Annotated in this window: 12 protein-coding genes; 3 read left to right on the forward strand and 9 right to left on the reverse strand. The window is 56.2% G+C overall.

Annotated features, from left to right (window positions below; genetic code table 11):
* Nucleotides 1–170 precede the first annotated feature (170 nt).
* A complete protein-coding gene (locus tag AC6I8F_RS17320; RefSeq protein WP_262256491.1) occupies nt 171–1,100 on the forward strand; it encodes a glycosyltransferase family 2 protein in 930 nt (309 codons plus the stop codon).
* A 29-nt stretch (nt 1,101–1,129) separates the two neighbouring features.
* Here AC6I8F_RS17320 and AC6I8F_RS17325 read toward each other — a convergent pair whose 3' ends face one another.
* From AC6I8F_RS17325 to AC6I8F_RS17350, 6 genes are all read right to left on the reverse strand, one after another.
* Nucleotides 1,130–2,377 carry an O-antigen ligase family protein gene (locus tag AC6I8F_RS17325; RefSeq protein ID WP_498028277.1) on the reverse strand — a complete coding sequence of 416 codons (1,248 nt, stop codon included), beginning with the start codon at nt 2,375–2,377 and terminating at the stop codon, nt 1,130–1,132.
* Complete coding sequence (locus tag AC6I8F_RS17330) at nt 2,378–3,346, reverse strand: glycosyltransferase family 8 protein (protein WP_058759285.1); 969 nt, start codon at nt 3,344–3,346, stop codon at nt 2,378–2,380.
* 209 nt (nt 3,347–3,555) lie between these two features.
* Nucleotides 3,556–4,233: an SDR family NAD(P)-dependent oxidoreductase gene (locus AC6I8F_RS17335; protein ID WP_498028278.1), complete on the reverse strand. Its 678-nt coding sequence runs from the start codon at nt 4,231–4,233 to the stop codon at nt 3,556–3,558.
* Nucleotides 4,230–5,426: a sialidase family protein gene (locus tag AC6I8F_RS17340; RefSeq protein WP_498028279.1), complete on the reverse strand. Its 1,197-nt coding sequence runs from the start codon at nt 5,424–5,426 to the stop codon at nt 4,230–4,232. Before AC6I8F_RS17340 ends, AC6I8F_RS17335 begins: the two co-directional genes overlap by 4 nt.
* 1 nt (nt 5,427) lies before the next feature.
* On the reverse strand, nt 5,428–6,849 hold the full coding sequence (locus AC6I8F_RS17345; protein WP_125311526.1) for a sodium:solute symporter family protein: 1,422 nt from the start codon (nt 6,847–6,849) through the stop codon (nt 5,428–5,430).
* A 310-nt stretch (nt 6,850–7,159) separates the two neighbouring features.
* Nucleotides 7,160–8,398, reverse strand: a complete 1,239-nt coding sequence (locus AC6I8F_RS17350; RefSeq protein ID WP_031279748.1) for an MFS transporter — start codon at nt 8,396–8,398, stop codon at nt 7,160–7,162.
* A 418-nt stretch (nt 8,399–8,816) separates the two neighbouring features.
* Between AC6I8F_RS17350 and AC6I8F_RS17355 the strand changes: the two genes are divergently transcribed.
* Both AC6I8F_RS17355 and AC6I8F_RS17360 read left to right on the forward strand, forming a co-directional pair.
* Nucleotides 8,817–9,416, forward strand: coding sequence for a hypothetical protein (locus tag AC6I8F_RS17355; RefSeq protein WP_498028280.1), 600 nt, complete (start codon nt 8,817–8,819; stop codon nt 9,414–9,416).
* A gap of 282 nt (nt 9,417–9,698) precedes the next feature.
* The gene (locus AC6I8F_RS17360) at nt 9,699–12,086 is read left to right on the forward strand and encodes a glucose/quinate/shikimate family membrane-bound PQQ-dependent dehydrogenase (RefSeq protein WP_498028281.1); all 2,388 of its coding nucleotides are present in this window, start codon (nt 9,699–9,701) and stop codon (nt 12,084–12,086) included.
* A 77-nt stretch (nt 12,087–12,163) separates the two neighbouring features.
* Here the strand turns inward: AC6I8F_RS17360 and AC6I8F_RS17365 are convergent, their stop codons facing one another.
* The 3 genes from AC6I8F_RS17365 to AC6I8F_RS17375 all read right to left on the reverse strand — a co-directional run bounded on the left by AC6I8F_RS17365 (nt 12,164) and on the right by AC6I8F_RS17375 (nt 14,855).
* Entirely contained in the window at nt 12,164–13,375 is a 1,212-nt protein-coding gene (locus AC6I8F_RS17365; RefSeq protein WP_498028282.1) for an MFS transporter, read from the reverse strand.
* A gap of 112 nt (nt 13,376–13,487) precedes the next feature.
* Complete coding sequence (locus tag AC6I8F_RS17370; RefSeq protein WP_498028283.1) at nt 13,488–14,378, reverse strand: LysR family transcriptional regulator; 891 nt, start codon at nt 14,376–14,378, stop codon at nt 13,488–13,490.
* Nucleotides 14,379–14,486: 108 nt separating this feature from the next.
* The gene (locus AC6I8F_RS17375; RefSeq protein WP_021507794.1) at nt 14,487–14,855 is read right to left on the reverse strand and encodes a helix-turn-helix domain-containing protein; all 369 of its coding nucleotides are present in this window, start codon (nt 14,853–14,855) and stop codon (nt 14,487–14,489) included.
* Between the last annotated feature and the right edge of the window lie 148 nt (nt 14,856–15,003).

Here is a 15,003-nt window from a genome sequence, read left to right on the forward strand (position 1 = left end):
CGAGCAGGAAGCATAAAAAGGAATGAGAATCATACGCATTATTGTATCAGTCGTAAATGTGCCTGATCGGCGACAGCAGGCGCAGGGCTGCGCTGCGTCAATGCCCTCCCCTCAAATTGCCACTTGTAGTATGCTTGACGGCATTCCTGCTTCAGATGTTGACTTAAAAAATGATGGTTCCTGACTATTTAATCAGTGTGTTGCTAACGGCCCATAACAGTGAAAAATTTCTGCCTGACACGCTGGCGAGTTTAGAAAAGGCCTGTCATGGTGTTGAGCAGTATATTGAATTTATTCTTATCAATGACGCATCCGTCGACAACACAGCAGCGTTACTCGATGATTTTTCCCGGCGGCATCCGCAGGCGAAAGTATTTAATATTGATTACCGCAACATTGGCCGGGTGCGTAATTTTGGCGTTCAGCAGTGCAGCGGTGAATATATTACGATGCTGGATGGCGACGATCAGTTGCTGGCCGACGCCCTCGCCGATATTGTCCGCTACCTGAAAAGCCATCGTCCCGACGCACTGTTCACGGCGCTTAATGAGGTATATGAATCCCGGCCTCAGCACATCACGTGGCAGGGCCTGCAGGCGGAAACACTGTCACGGCATCAGGCCATTGAAAAATTCCTGATCCATCGCGATTTGCAGGCGCACTTTATCGGTCAGTTTATTAAGCGCACCATGCTGCTGGCTCATCCCTTCCCGGATTATACCTGCTATGAGGACGCCTGGCTTTTCCCGGAAATCCTGGTCAGCAGTGATGCAATCGCTTATAGCCGCCAGAGCCCTTATCTCTATTTTAAACGCGGCAACAGCTTATCCAGCCAGCTGGATAAACACAAAATTTCACTTTTAGTGAGCGCAACGCAGCATATGGATGAGGTGTTGCAGGAGCGCTATCGCAATCTGCTATCCTGCCACTGGATTAATATTGCACATAAACATCGGGAAGCCCTGGATAATCCTGACGACAGAAAGCAGGTTATTGAGGCGATCACTAAAATCAGGCCGCTGTCTTTTCTTTTCGATAGTAAAATCAGAACCAGTTTTAAAAAGAAATATCTGGCTCTGAAGTTAAACAAACCGCTGTAACAACCGGGCGCTATGCCAGCGCCGGTTTATCAGGACGATACTTTCTCAGGGGGATGAATCATGGCATAGCTGATGATAATCGCCATCACCAGGATTAGCACCGAACCACTCTGAATTAACACCGTGTCGGTCAGCCCAAAGATGATAATTGACAGCGGCAGCAGTGTTAATCCGGCGACGCCGCGGCGTGCAGCTACTATCAGCAGCACCAGGTAAAAAATCAGCAGGGAAAGTGCGCCAGCGATCCCCTGCAGCGAAAGCGTTTCAAGGAAATCATCGTGCAGGTGATACATGACGTTTTTATACGCTTCGGGATTGTGGCGCTCATGCTGCGTGATGTATTCCCGTGCTTTTGCCGTGCGCTGATCCGGACTTTGCCCCAGTAGCGACCACGAAACACTGTGCCAGCCGCCTTTCCAGATAGAGAAACGGGCACCAATCGAGGTGTTGTTGTTGGTTTGATAAGTGTCGACTTCATTGTGGATGCTGTCTAAGCGCTGCCAGACGCTGCCCGGCATAAATAAAGCGCCCACGATAATAAACAGCGCTAACACCACCAGCGAAATTTTACCCGCCCAGCGGTGGGTAAAATAAAACCAGGCCAGATAAATCAGTGGCAGGGTTAATACGCCGGCGCGTGACTCGGTCAGAATCATCAGCATCATATTCACGACAAAAACCGCGCTGAATAAGATCATTTGTCCGCCGCGATGGGTGATGACCCGGTGGCCGGTGTACAAAGTACAGAGCGCCAGCGCGGTAATCAGATAAGAGACGGTACCGGCGGAATCGGTCAGCAATCTGATGCGGGTCAGCGTTTTTGCGTGTTCACTGATAGCGAAACCTAACGTCACCAGCAGCCCGACAAATAAGATGGCGCTGCAGGTTATCAGGAGTGGACGACTAAGATAGTGGCGCCACGCGACGATAAAATAGCTGAGAAAAGCCGCGATAATAAACAGCTTACCGCCCTGGAAGTAGTTATTCACCACATCACTGAATTCAGCGTGGGAAAACATCTTTGCCCAGATGAGCCTGACCAGCCCAATGAACAGCAGCGGAAGCGCTACCGTTATGGCCGTTTTATCTGTTAGCCACTGTTTTTTCACCGCCAGAATTACTAAATACAGAGCCACCAGATAACTGGAAAAATAGAATATTTTGCGCGGTAAGGCTTCAACCACCAGTGACGACGCCAGCGCGATACTCAGCAGCACAAAACAGAGCTGGTAAATATTTTTTCCCGTCATCAGCTGGCGAAAAGCGTGAGCTTGCACTTAACAATACCTCATCTTGATATGTTTCAGGCGCCACAGCATGGCCTGCCACCATCTTTTTTGACGAAAAAGCGACTTATACATTCTTTTTGCCTGCTGCGCATTGGCTGGCTGGTCAAACGCCATGGTGGACAGCGGTGAATCCTGATAAATATCGCGATAATGGTGAACCACAAACTGTTGATTCCATACCTGCCAGGGCTTATCCGCACCGGCATAATGAATCAGGCAGGTTTCCGCCGGCACGTCGAGCGTATAGCCACGATCGTCATGGGCCAGCATGGTCAGGGTATTGAAGCGAGGAGAAACAAAGGTCACTTTATCTTCCAGTAAAATATTCAACGCATCCTGGTCGAGATACTGGAAGTTTCGCCCGTGTTCGGACAGTAAAGTAAACGCGCGTTCGCTGATATGGTCAGCGCGCCATTGCGCCACATCAATCAGCATCATGCCGGCGTTAAAATAGCGCTCGCCGCGCAAGCCGGCATTCTTGGCCAGCACCGGCTGCAGCGAGGCAATTTCACCGACCACCAGCGCAACCGCCTCAGGGCCGGTCGGGATCTGCCACAGTTCATTGAGCGGATTAATGCACACCATATCGGCATCAAGATAAAGCAGTTTTTCCGCCTGCGGCAAAATCAGCGGTGCAAGAAAGCGATAGTAGGTCGCACGGGTAAAAAGTTCGGTGACCGGCAGCGTGGCAAACAGCTGGTCCGGCAGATGATGCAGCGTCACGCCGTGGCGCGATCCCTGAAACAGCCTGGCGAGCCGGGGGTTATCGGCCGGTGTCAGTTCTGAAGAGATCAGATGGAAATGATACACGCGGTCTCCGGCGTGTTTCATGATGGACAGAATCGTGATTAGCGCATGCGCTTTAAACTTTCCGTCAACGCCAAAAACAATATGTTGATCGCTCTGTACCGGAAAAAGTGGTTCGGCGTTTATTTCCTGAAGAACATCATGATTCATTGCGCGCTTCTCTGCTGCGGAGCGCTACACTCCGTAACCACTTAATATGTAGACAATAAAATTGGGTTTACCAAAACGGTGAAAAGATTACCATTTTGGTAAACCCAAAGAAAGCGTAGCACGATAAGCCAGGAGTTTTCGCAGACGAGACATAATCAGCCTCTTCCATCCTGTTTTTTACGATGGGAGAGGCACGCTGGAGAATAAAGCTACAGCGACGCGCCGCCGCAAATTACCAGCTCCTGTCCGGTGATGGCAGCGGCAGCCGGCGACAGCACAAAACCAGCCAGCGCGGCCACCTCTTCGGGATGGATATAGCGTCCGATAGGCGGCAGTTTCGGCGGCGAGTTGGCGCGGTCCGGCTGCAGCAGCATCGGCGTGGCGGTGGCACCGGGAGCGATCACATTGACCGTAATGCCCTGCGGAGCCAGTTCGGCGGCCCAGCTGCGCGCCATGCCCACCATCGCCGCCTTGGTGCTGACATACTGGCTGCGATTCGCCGCGCCGCGTGACGTGCGGCTGCCGAGCAGCAGAATACGATCGCCGTGGCCCATCTGCGGCAGCAAGGTGTTGGCCATGATTTGCGCCACCTGCACGTGCAGATACCACAGCCGCGCCCCCTGCTCTTCCTCCAGCTCACCCAGCGGCGCGGCCAGCATCATGCCTGCCGCGTGCACCAGCGCATCCACCTTCGCCAGCCCGGCCAAAGCCCGTTTCAGCTGACCGGCGTCAAACAGGTCGACGCTGACAGAGGTAAACGCCGGATGATCTTTCTCCACCGGCGTACGGCTAAAACCGGTAACCTGCCAGCCCTGCGTCAGCAGCTCATCGGCAATCGCCGCACCAATGCCGGAACTGACACCGGTCACCAGCGCGTGGCGGCTCATGCTTTGTCCCTCACCCAGCGTTCGTCGACGCGCACGTATTTGATGGCCTGGCGGAAATAGGTGTAGGCAATGTGCAGTGCGCCGTCCGCGCTCTGCTTAATGCTGGGATAGGAGAACTCACGGTTCAGTTTCTGCTGTGAATTGTTGGTCATGCAGTAGCCATCCCCCTCATCCAGATTACGCTGCCAAGGCCAGCTCACTCCGCCATCGGCAGAAATAGCCAGCGTCATCGGAGCGCGCGGAGCCCCCCAGAAGGCGGTGCGTGCGCCCTGAACCACCGGCTGCGCCGCCACGGCCACCGCCGCGTCATCTTCATCTTCGTCTTCGATTTCGTCGTACAGTGACAGGCGACGCTCGCTGGCATCACGTGCGCTCATGGCGTTAAACACCAGCGCCAGATGGCCGTTGTGCAGCGTAGTCACCTGAATCGATGAGTTATTATTTGGCAGATCGGTTGCCTGCGGCGTGCTCCAGCTTTCACCGCCGTCGTCCGAACGGCTCTGGTAGATATAATCAGCCCAGCGGCTGCGATACAGCGCCAGCAGGCTGCCATCCTGCAGCAGCGTAATGTTCATGTGCACGCAGCCGAGGCTGTCCGGCACCGCCACATCGCGCCAGCTCTGGCCTTTGTCACTGGAGATTTTTACCGCACTGATGTCATCGTTGCCCACCCATTTCACTCCCGGCTGGGTGCGACAATAGAACACCGGCAGCAGCCAGTTACCGTTCGGCAGCACCACCAGCGGCTGGCGGATAAACGTGCCCGGCTGATCGAGCAGCGTATCGATGGCACTCCAGCTGTGACCCAAATCGTGTGACTGGCGATAGCGCACAATCGCCGTGTCCTGATTACCGGACTTCTGCGCGGTCCACAGCAGCCACAGCACGCCCTCGGGATCGAGGAACAGCACCGGATTCTGTTCCGATCGCGCCGGATCGTCGGATAACTGCCGGGGATCGCTCCACTGTGCGCTGCCCTGCGCCAGCCGCGAGCACCACACCGAAATATCCGCGATGCCTTCCTGCGTGCCGCCAAACCACACGCACAGCAGGTCGCCGTTCGGTAACGGCAGCAGGTTAGCGGCGTGATTCTGCGGACAGACCGAAGGCAGCATCGCCGTGAGCTGCTGCGCGTCCTGCGCGTGCGGATGAAGCTTACCGTTACGTTCGACGGTAATGGTTGAGTCGGTCATGTCAGGCTCCACTGTTTTGCATTGATGAATCAGGTGCATTTTTGCGCTGCGGCTGGCGTGACGGGATCAGTCGGTCAATCAGCATGATCACCGCCGGTGTGACCAGCGCGACGTACATATTGTTGATGCCGAACGGATCGCCCAGCAGATACCACAGCGAGGTCATGACGCAGGCACCAATCAGACCGGCGTTCGCGCCGCGCGTACTTTTATAAAATGGCAGGTAGAAAGCAATGATCGCCACCACCGAAATCGACAGACGGATGGCGCGGGTAAAGAACGACAGCTTCAGCACTTCCGGTACGAACAGCACGAAGATCAGCGGCAGGAAACCGATCAGCAGTGACAGCCAGCGCGTCATGCGAAATTCGCGTTCCGGCGTCGGATTACGGTACGGCACATAAAAGTCCTTCACCACCAGTGAGGCGATGGCCAGCGCCACGGTGCTGACGCTGACAAAAATCGATGCCACCAGCGAGGTGGTGACAATCCCTGCCAGCCACGGGCTCATGTCCTGCAGGAACACCGGCAGCGCGTACAGGCTGTTAATCTCCGGATGCAGATACTTTGCCGCCACGCCAATCAGCGCAATGGCGATGGCAATCGGCATACAGAAGAAGAAGGCGACCCAGGTGGCGCGCTTCGCAGACGCCGCACTTTTGGTCGAGGCGATAGCCTGAATCACAAACTGGGTGCAGAAGATCGACCCGATGGTGCCAATCATCCAGGCAAAAATGGTGCTGGCGCCCACGTTACCGTCCCAGGTCCAGTAAAAGTGCGGCATCTCTTTGATCATCGGGCTGACGCCGCCGGTCATGTGCAGCGCCACGCCGAGAATGACCAGAATACCGATATATTTCAGGCCGCTGTGCAGCAGCGTCACCCAGGCGATGCCTTTCATGCCGCCGAACATAAAATAGAAAGTGCTGACCAGCGCAGTGATCACTGCCGCCGTGGTGAGGTCAAGGTTCAGTACCGTAGAGATCGCCGCCGCACCGCTGACATAGTTACCGACGTTCACCAGCAGCAGCGCGTAGATCATGATGATAGAAATAATATTTTTGGTGGAGTTGCCATAGCGCTCGGCAATCGCGCCGGAAATGGTAATTTTGCCGGTATTGTAGATGCGTTTGACCAGCAAAAAACCAAACAGCGGAAAGCCGATGGCGGCACCGATCACCGACCAGGACGCGGCAAAGCCATCCTCAAAAGCCGCCTGCGCCGTACCGATGGTTGACTTGGCGCCAATGTATTCAGACATCAGCATCACGCCGACCACAAACGCTGGCATCACGTTTGAACCCGCCATAAAGTCGCCGCTGTTTTTACTGCGCAACCGCCAGGTCAGCCAGGTAGTGAACAGGATGTAGGCAATGACAATCCCGACAATAATCACCATCCCTTCTGCAGAGAACTGTTTCATGTTCGCCTCATTGATAACGTAGGGTCGTAGTGCGTGCCGGGCTTCACACGCACCGTTAATGAGGCGGCCATGATTATTGTTGTTGCGTCGCTGCGCTGGCTACCCCGCACCGTGCAAAATGATTTACTTCACTCAAAAATGAATAAATTTACGCACAGGCAGGGCAATTTATAGATTAACTGGCGTTTAATTAGTTTGATCATGCTCACAAACAGTCAAATGTGATTAATAATAATCAAATTTAACTGTGCGAGATAACGAGGCAGACTGCGTACCTGGCCACGGCCACCGCGCCGGGCAGCCGCGAACGTCAGGCGAGACTGTCGTTTTCCAGTTTCTGCCGTTTGCGCAGATGAGGGAACAGCGCCATCCACAGCGCCACGACCACCAGGGTGCCGACACCGCCAATCGCGGCTGCAGGCACCGCACCGAACCATGCGGCCAACAGGCCGGATTCGAACTCCCCCAGCTGGTTAGAGGTATTAATGAAGATGGCGTTGACCGCATTGACGCGCCCGCGCATCTCATCCGGCGTGTCCAGCTGCACCAGCGCGCCGCGAATCACCATGCTCACCATATCGAAGCCGCCGAGTGCCGCCAGCGCCAGCAGCGAGAGCCACAGCTGCGTCGATAGCGCAAATACCAGCGTAGCCAGACCAAAACCGGCTACCGAGCCAAACATGATCATGCCCACGTGCTTTTCCAGCTTGTGACGGCTGAGCCACACCCCGACCAGCAGCGCCCCGACCGACGGGGCACCGCGCAGCATGCCCAGCCCCCACGGACCGGTATGCAGAATATCCTGGGCGAAGATCGGCAGCAGCGCCGTGGCGCCGCCCAGCAGCACGGCAAACAGATCGAGCGAGATCACCCCAAGCACATCTTTGCGCTCGCGGATGAAGCGGACACCGGCAAACATGGTGCTGAGGCTGGCCGGAATACGTGCCTGCGGCGGTCGTTCGTAGCGCAAACGGCTGACCAGCACAATCGACAACAGATAGAACAGCGCCGAAACACCGTACACCACCTCCGGCCCGGCCACGTACAGTAAGCCGCCCAGCGTCGGACCGACAATCACCGCCGCCTGACCGCCCACCGAGCTGGCCGCCATGGCGCGCGCGAGGATGGGCGGCGGTACCAACGCTGGCAGCATTGAGGTGATTGCCGGCCACTCCAGCGCTTTGGCCAGCGAAATCAGGAATACCAGTCCCCAGATTTCAATCCGGCCCGCCCAGTGCAGCAGCGTCAGCGCCACCAGCCCGAGCAGCGCCAGCCACTCAATCAGCTGCCCAAGCAGCACGATGCGGCGACGGTCATACTGATCCGCAAGGTGACCCGCCGGCAGCGCCAGCAATACCGAAGGTAAAAATTGCATCAGACCGATCATGCCCAGCGCCATAGCACTGTGGGTAAGCGCATAGATTTGCCAGCTGACGGCCACGGAGAACATCTGAAAACCAAACGATGAACAGGTACGCGCCAGCCAGAAGGCGACGAACGACCTGTGTCGCAGCAGCGAATCTTCCGCTGCGGTGACCGGTGAACCCATAGTTTTATCCCATCCTGAAGCAGAACCGGCCGGCGTCATGGCACCGGCCTGGTGAAAAGCCACCATCGGCTTTCCTTATGTTTTTCACGCCATAGAGTGCGATAACTGACCGGGGCAGGCAATGGCTGGATGTGCGCTGTAAAAACAGGTGTTTATCCGGATTGACAGTTAAACATGGCGTTCTGAATATTAGCAGACTGATTGTTTTACTTTGAAAATAGCCGAATCATTCCAGATAATTCAGTAAAGCGTTAATTAATGCCTGGCCAATTCTTTTTATCTCTTTATCAGAAACAGCTAAAAAAGGTGATCTTTGCCGGCGAATCGATCTATATTGCCCCCTGTGATAATCACAGCAGTCTTCCCGTCCTTATAATAATTAAGACGCTATCGTTCATTAATTTATTCATAGAGATAAATGGAAAACAATTCATACCATCCTTATGTCACTGAGCGTGTCTGTCGCTTCGACGGCACACCTATCGGCGCATGCTATTCAGCGTCCTTAATGCATTGCGTGCCGGAACGTGATGCATTACTTCATGAAGGTGAGATAATTACACAACATTATCAGTCAGCGAATGCTGCGGGATTAATAATTATTCCACTGGCGGGAAATAGCGTGATGTCCTTTTTGCATGACATGGATAATTATTCCAGCCTGCAACATGAGAATGTAAGGCTGGCGATCAACTATGCCACTTTACGTCAGGCAGGATCCGCCTTACGCGCTGTGGCGTCTCGTTTTTCCTTCTGGCTTTACGATCTCGCGCCGCCGGGAACCGAGTGGAAAAATATTACCGATTTTCCCTTCAGCGGTATTGTTCTGAGCGATGACTTCTTCCGTGAAAATTATCTCAAGTTCAGCTTTCCTTTTCTGCTCGCTTCGCTGCGGGAAACACAAGCAGAGGTAATATTACGTACGCCTCAGCTCCAATTACCGGCCGAAGATTACCTGCATTTACAGCTAAGCGGCTGGCAAACGCAGCGGAGCTGTCATCCGCTCTTCACTGGGTAAACGTTTACACAAAATTCTGCGCGTCGGCGTTATCACCCGATTACGCCGGACAGGATGGCGCAATATCCTCATAAAATGTCGTGTCACTGCCTGATAAAAAGAGCAAAGCGCTAAAAAAATCAAACCTGTTAACGTTTTTAAGATAAAATTTAACGCAAAGGGATCATCCTGCTTAACGGAAAAGCACTGACAGAACACCTTAAGTCACTTCGTACTCTATGTCGGGATACAGCCTAATCGGTTGTTTCCTTTGATTTTATGGCAAAGAAAGAGGTCAATATTATGGGGAAAGCTTCCTCATCTTTTGGCGTAATTCGCTTCCTGACGGTGCTGTTTGCACTGCTGACGGGCGCATTTATGCTGATTGGCGGCGTTTGGTTAGCCACCATTGGAGGTTCCTGGTACTACGTTATTGGCGGTGTGATTATGCTGATCATCGCTGTTCTGCTGTGGCGCCGTAGCGGTTCCGCACTGCTGCTGTATGCCCTGTTGCTGCTGGCAACGCTGGTGTGGGGCGTATGGGAAGTCGGCTTCGACTTCTGGGCGCTGGCTCCACGTACCGACGTGCTGGTAATCTTCGGTATCTGGCTGATTCTGCCGTTTGTGTATCGCGGTCTGAATCATGCGGGTAAAGGTGCGCTGGGTGCGATGGCCGTTGCGCTGGTAGCCAGCGTACTGGTGCTGGCGTGGGCAGTATTCCACGATCCGCAGGAGCTGAATGGCAACCTGCCGGAAGCCGCTAACGTCCCGCAGGCCCAGCCGCTGAGTAACATCAACGATGCTGACTGGCCAGCCTATGCGCGTGACCAGCAGGGCACTCGCTTCTCGCCGCTGAAGCAGATCAACACCAGCAACGTGAAAGAGTTGCAGGTTGCCTGGCAGTTCCAGACCGGCGATCTCAAAACCGCCAACGATCCGGGTGAAATCACTGACGAAGTGACGCCGATTAAAATCCGCGACACGCTGTACCTTTGCTCGCCGCACCAGATTCTGTTTGCGCTGGATGCGACGACCGGTAAGCAGAAGTGGAAATTCGATCCGGGCCTGAAGCCAAATCCTACCTTCCAGCACGTGACCTGCCGCGGTGTTTCATACCATGAAGTGCCTGCTGCTGCCGATGCCGCCAACAGCCAGCCTGCGCTGTGCTCACGCCGCATCTACCTGCCAGTGAACGACGGTCGTCTGTTCGCGCTGGATGCCGATACCGGTGCCCGTTGCCCATCCTTTGGCAACAACGGTGAGCTGGATCTGCAGCACAAGCAGCCGGTACAGACGCCAGGCCAGTATGAGCCGACGTCACCGCCGGTTATCACTGACACCACCATCGTCATTGCTGGTGCGGTCACCGATAACTACTCTACCCGTGAGCCGTCTGGTGCCATCCGTGGCTTCGACGTCAACACCGGTAAACTGCTGTGGGTGTTCGACCCGGGCGCGAAAGATCCTAACGCGATTCCGGCCGATGAACACACCTTCACCATGAACTCGCCGAACTCGTGGGCGCCGGCGGTATACGATCCAAAACTGGATACCGTTTACCTGCCAATGGGCGTTTCCACTCCGGATATCTGGGGCGGTAACCGCACACCAGAGCAGGAGCGCTACGCGAGCAGCGTTCTGGCGCTGAACGCCACCACCGGTAAGCTGGTGTGGTCGTATCAGACCGTGCACCACGATCTGTGGGATATGGACCTGCCGTCACAGCCGACGCTGGCCGATATCACGGACAAAGATGGCAACACCGTACCGGTGATTTATGCCCCGGCGAAAACCGGTAACATCTTTGTGCTGGATCGTCGTACCGGTAAGCCGGTCGTGCCTGCACCGGAGACGCCGGTACCGCAGGGCGCGGCGAAAGGTGACCACGTGGCACCGACCCAGCCGTACTCCGAACTGACCTTCCGTCCGAAACAGAATCTGACGGACAAGGACATGTGGGGCGCGACGATGTATGACCAGCTGGTGTGCCGCGTGATCTTCAAGCGTCTGCGCTACGAAGGTCCGTTCACGCCGCCGTCTGAGCAGGGTACGCTGGTGTTCCCGGGCAACCTTGGTATGTTCGAGTGGGGCGGCATCGCGGTTGATCCACATCGTCAGATCGCCATCGCTAACCCAATGGCGCTGCCGTTTGTTTCTAAGCTGATTCCGCGCGGTCCGGGCAACCCGATTGAACCACCGCAGGGCGCAGAAGGCGGTTCCGGTACTGAAACCGGCATTCAGCCGCAGTACGGTGTGCCGTTTGGCGTCGAGCTGAACCCGTTCCTGTCGCCGTTTGGTCTGCCGTGTAAACAGCCGGCCTGGGGTTACGTTTCAGCGATCGACCTGAAGACCAACGAAACCGTGTGGAAGAAACGTATCGGTACCGTTCGCGATAGCGCACCGGTTCCGCTGCCGTTCAAAATGGGTATGCCAATGCTGGGTGGCCCAATCACCACCGCCGGTAACGTGTTCTTCATCGGCGCGACCGCAGATAACTACCTGCGCGCGTTCGATACCAACACCGGTGAGATGCTGTGGCAGGCTCGTCTGCCAGCGGGTGGCCAGGCTACGCCGATGACCTATGAAGTGAATGGCAAGCAGTACGTTGTCATCGCGGCCGGTGGTCACGGTTCGTTTGGTACCAAGCTGGGCGATTACGTGATTGCCTATGCGCTGCCAGATGCGAAGTAATTTTTCGCACTGAAGTAAAAAAGCGGGCAATGCCCGCTTTTTTTATATGCCGGTCGGCATTACGGTCGATCTGAAGGTCAGGGTTTACGCAGCACCCGCGCATTCAATAGCGCGCACAGCGCCATAATCACGCAGGTGGCGAGAAACACCGGACGCATACCAAACGCGCCGCCGATAAAGCCACCGAACAGCGGGCCGCTCACCTGGCCGACATACTGGGCTGAGGTCGCATAGCCCAGCATTTTCCCGACCTGCCGCTGCGGCACATTATGACGAATCAACGCCGTCACGCAGGGCATCAGGCCGCCCAGCGCCATCCCCATCAGGAAACGCAGCACCACCAGTTGCCATGCCGCGCTAATAAATGCCTGCGGAATCAGCAGCAGCGCGCAGAACAGCAGGCCATAAATCAGCACGTGCGCATGTCCGATGCGGTCGGCCAGCCGGCCAAGGCGCGGCGCGGAGAGAATGCTGCCCAGCGCGGCGGCCGCCATCACCAGTCCGGCCGTCACCGTCACCGCGTGATCGCCGTGAACAAACTGCGCGATATACAGCGTGATAATCGGCTCAATCGACATATTGGCAAAAATCAGCAGCATGCCCGACAGCCACATCAGCCGTACCACTGGCCGGTTGATCGACGCCTCCGGCTCATCCCTCTCCCCGGCTGCGGCTTTCTTCGCCGCACGTGGCGCTTCTTTCAGCAGAAAAGTGGTGGCGAGAAACGCGAGAAAAATCACCGCGCCGGTGAGCCAGAAAGTGTGGCGGATACCGATCAGCGGTGGCAGCACGCCGCCCAGCAGCGGGCCGACCACATTACCGGCCATGATGCCGGAGGACAGTACGCCCAGCGCCCAGCCGGTCTGCGCTTTCGGCGTTTGCGCCGCCACCAGAATGGTGGAGCCCGACGCATAGCCGCCGAGCAGGCCGGCCAGCAGGCGCAGCGCCACCAGCTGCCACGGCGCGGTGGCCATACCAATCAGCGACATGGCGACGGCCATTCCGAGGCTGGCGCGGATCAGCATCAGCTTGCGGCCATAGCGATCCGCCAGTTTGCCCCACAGCGGTGCCGTCAGCGCCGCGCTAAGAAAGGTGGCACCGTAGGCGGCGCCTGACCAGCGCGCAATCGCGGCCGGTTCCTGCACGCCCAGCTGCTGCACATAGAGGGGCAGAAAGGGCAGCAGCAGGGTCATGGCGACGATAGTGCTGAACGAACCCAGCACGCAAACCCACAAATTTCGCCGCCAGTGTTGCTGCTCAGGCGCTAACGCGATAGAAGAGTGCGACATAGTAATATCCCTGTTTTTGGCTTTTTTAGCAGGCTATCAGCGGTAGCACACAGAAAACAGGGAGAAGCGGATATTTGCCAGCCAGCGCGCTATTGTTGCCAGAAAACAACAATCATGACGCACCCAGCGCGGTGATCAGCGCGTCGCAGAGTAAGGTGATCGGTGACGAGGGCTGCGGCTGCTCTTTCAGCAGCAGGTAACTGTGCAGGCGATCCATCTGCCAATCCGGCAGCACCTGCTGAATCTCGCCGCGCGCCAGCGCCTCCTGCGTCATATAGGCGGGCAGATACGCCACGCCGGTTCCGGCCAGGGCCGCATTGAGCAGCGCCATGCTGTTATTCGCGCGAAAGCGGCTGTGCACATCCAGCGCCAGGCGCTGTTTATCACGGCGAAACGGCAACGCCGCCGTGTGTGCCGGGCCGTGAAACAGCAGCAGATCGTGGCGCATCAGACGTTCGGGATGATCGATGGCCGGATGCGCGGCCAGATACGCTGGCGACGCATACAGTCCCCAGTCAATACTGCTCAGTTCGCGGTAGTTTGCGACTTCCGGCGCACGCGCGCGGATCACAATCGCCACGTCCGCACTGGGCTGCGGATCGTCGCTGGTGGTCAGTTCGAGATCGACGTTGATGTGAATATGACGGCGGATAAAGGTGTTCAGCGTCGGCACCACGCACTGGCAGCCGAAGGTGATCGGCGCCTGCAGCCGCACGTTGCCGGCAGGCTGCTGATGCACCTGCTGCACAAACGCGTCGGCGCGATGCATCTCTTCCAGCATGCGGGTGCAGAACGGATAGTAAGCCTGGCCCAGCTCGGTCAGCGCCACTTTGCGCGTGGTGCGCTGCAGCAGCTTGATACCCAGCCGCACCTCCAGCCGGGCGATTTCGCGGCTGACGTGCGATTTTGATACCCCCAGCGTACGGGCCGCTTCGCTGAAGCTTTGCCGCTCAACGACGCGCGCAAACAGCATCATGGCGGTGAGATTATCGCTGTTGTCCATGTTCTCTGGCTGATTCGAAAGAGTGAGAACCGCAGCTTAAAAGCAAAAACGCGAATGCGCACCCGATTTCCCGTTACGCAGCGGCCACGGGAAATCGGGCGAGGGATGTCACACCGCCACCGCTAACGGAAACAGCAGGCGGTCCGGCTCGACGCGACGCTGACGCCGCAGCTGGCCTGGCGTGACGCGGAAATAATTTTTAAAGGTGCGGGTGTAAGCCTGCTGGGTATCAAAGCCGTAGCTCATCGCTACCTGCAGAATCGCCTCATCACTGTTGATCAGCGTGAGCGCTGACTCAGTCAGCCGGCGCTGGCGAATGTATTCTGCCAGTGAAAAACCGGTGTGCTGACGGAACAGACGTTGCAGATGCCAGCGGGAATATCCCGAGCGGCGTGCTACTTCATCCAGATGCAGATCGTGCCCTAAATTTTTTTCAATCCACTCCAGCAAACTACGGATAAATTCGCGCTGATTCATGACTTCCTCCGGCGTCGGTAAAATGTCCAGTGACGTCACTGTAGCGCGTTAAATTTATCCCTTAATTAGCAGAAAATTAGCGCAGAATTAGCAAGCAAAAAAACGGCTTTCCCGACGAAACAGCGCGCCAGGTTAATTCTGCGCTAAT

This window comes from gamma proteobacterium symbiont of Axiagastus rosmarus (assembly GCF_059730925.1).